A 2,298-nucleotide genomic window follows, 5' to 3' on the forward strand; every position below is an offset into this window, starting at 1 on the left:
AAACGACAGGAACACCCAATCCTCCTCCGAGACGACGGAGGACATAGATACACGAGCGCTACGACACAGCAATCACTTGTGCAACACAGACAGGGCCGATGAGACAGATTTCAACCATGAAAAGAACTCGCGGCCGATTCACAGCACGGCCGCGAGGAGCGGACCGAGGTTTCCGCATCCGTCGGCACGAACGCCGCCGAGCCCCAGCCACGCCGCCATCCGCCGGAGTTGTCCGGTCAGTGCCTCGGCGACGTCTTCGGGCCGGCGCCCCTGCTCGATAAACGCGGACCGCACGCGAAGCACGTCCGATGTCCTGTCCGCCTTCAGGTCGACCCGGCCCACCAGTGCGCCGTCCTGGAGAAACGGAAACACGTAGTACCCGTGCACGCGTTTGTGCTCGGGCGTGTAGATCTCGAGGCGATACCGGAAGTCGAACACGCGCTCCGTCCGCGGGCGGCAGAACACGAGTGGGTCGAACGGGCACAGCAGGGCGGCGCCCTGCACCTTCCGTGGCACTCGCACGTCGCGATGAACAAACGCGGGTGCGTCCCAGCCGCGCACCGTCACCCGCTCGAGGATCCCGCCCTCGAGGAGTTCGTCGACGGCCGGAGCGGTCTGCGCGGCGGACAGCCGGTAGTAGTCGCGAAGATCGGGTTCCGTGGCGACACCGAGGGCCCGCGCGGACCGGTGGACGAGGTAGCGAACCGCGTCGGGCTCCGAAATATCCTTCTCAGCAATCTCTTTCGGTATCACTCGTTCGGTAAGGTCGTAATACCGCGTGAATCCGACCCGCCTGTCCACCGCCAGGGCTCCCGCGGAGAACAACTGCTCACACACCGTCTTGGTGTCGCTGCGATCCCACCACGGACCCTTGCAGGCCGGCCGGTCCATCGCGAGGTACTTCTCCACCTCGCCCGCACTGCACGCGCCCACCTCGCCGATCACGGCGAGCACATCCGCGGCGAGCGCCGGATTTCGTTCGAGTACCTTCGCGGAACCGGACCAGCGGCCGTGCCGATACAGGCGCATCCGCCACCGCAGGTACGGCCAATCCTCGACGGGGATGAACGCGGCTTCGTGCGCCCAGTACTCGACGAGCATCCGCGGCGAGCGGGCCGAGTGCGACCACGCCGCCGAGTCGATCACCGTGCGGTCGTACGCACCGATCCGGCTGAACAGCGGGACGTAGTGCGCGCGCACCGTCACCGAGACGGAGTCGATCTGGAACAGCCCGACCCGATCGAGTACCGAGCGCACATGGCGGCGATTCGGTGTGCCGGACGGCTTCCTGCCGGTGAACCCCTGCGCCCACAGCGCGGTCCGCCGCGCCTCGTCCGCACTCATCTCCTGCATGACGGCAGCCTGCCACCGGGTACCGACACTCCGGAGAAAGCGCCGGCCGGTCAGGCGCCTTCCGCAAGGGTGACCGCCACGGTCGCACCGAGCTCGTAGCAGCGCTCCCGTGCACGGGCATCGAGAGCGCCCGTGAGTTCGACCGTCTCGGCCGCCTGGGTGAGCGACAGTCCGGTGACGATCCTCTGCACGGACTTCACCGCGCCGGCGGTGTCGTTGTTGCCGTGCACCCACAGTCCGTAGGGACGTCCGGCCACCGCGTCGAGGCAGGGGTAGTAGACCGTGTCGAAGAAATGCTTGAGTGCCCCCGACATGTACCCGAAGTTCGCCGAGGTGCCGAACAGGAATCCGTCGGCCGCGAGAACATCCGGAATCGTCGCACCGAGCGCCGGAACGGACGCGATCTCGACTCCCTCGATGCCGGGATCCCGCGCGCCCTTCAGCACTGCCTCGAGACACTCCCGGGTCACCGGCGACGGGGTGTGATGGACGACGAGTAGTGACTTCACAGCGTCAGCGTACGACCGGCCGCCGTCACCGACCGCCGTCCGTCGCTTCCCGCTCGACGCGTTCGAGCTCCACGGCCCGTTTCATCGTGTCCCGTGCACGGCCGCGGTCCCCGGCGTAGTCGTACGCACGCGCGAGCCGGTAGGAATTGCGCCAGTTGTCCGGATCCTGTTCCCACTCCGACTTGATCTGCTGGAACAGCGAATCTGCGGCGGCACGATCGATCCGGCCGGACGGCGTTCTCGGCAGGTCCGACACGTCCAGCTCGAGGCCTTCCTCGGAGATCCGGCGGGCCAGGTGCTGATGCTGGAATCCCGCCCGCAGTGTCGCGTAGAGGATCCAGGCGCCCAGGAAGGGAAGCAGCAGAACCCCGATACCCAACCCGACGGCGACTCCCCCGCCGTCTCGGATCAGCTCGATTCCGCGTTGGCCCAGGAG

The 2,298-nt window shown here is 67.1% G+C and carries 3 protein-coding genes; all 3 read right to left on the reverse strand.

All coding sequences use genetic code 11. The features are described from left to right. Positions 1-138: 138 nt before the first annotated feature. On the reverse strand, positions 139-1,353 hold the full coding sequence (locus WAW17_RS31135; protein ID WP_422336690.1) for a winged helix-turn-helix domain-containing protein: 1,215 nt from the start codon (positions 1,351-1,353) through the stop codon (positions 139-141). Between the two features lie 50 nt (positions 1,354-1,403). Further along, positions 1,404-1,862, reverse strand: coding sequence for a flavodoxin family protein (locus tag WAW17_RS31140; protein ID WP_422336691.1), 459 nt, complete (start codon positions 1,860-1,862; stop codon positions 1,404-1,406). 25 nt (positions 1,863-1,887) lie between these two features. Further along, positions 1,888-2,298, reverse strand: a 411-nt coding sequence (locus WAW17_RS31145; protein ID WP_422336692.1) for a hypothetical protein, incomplete at its 5' end; no start/stop codon positions are given.

Source organism: Rhodococcus sp. (in: high G+C Gram-positive bacteria) (assembly GCF_049286785.1).
Classification (GTDB): Bacteria; Actinomycetota; Actinomycetes; order Mycobacteriales; family Mycobacteriaceae; genus Rhodococcus_F.

Excerpts from the sequence above, each read along its gene's own strand:
- WAW17_RS31135 (WP_422336690.1), bottom strand. The coding sequence starts at position 1,353 with ATGCAGGAGATGAGTGCGGACGAGGCGCGGCGGACCGCGCTGTGGGCG.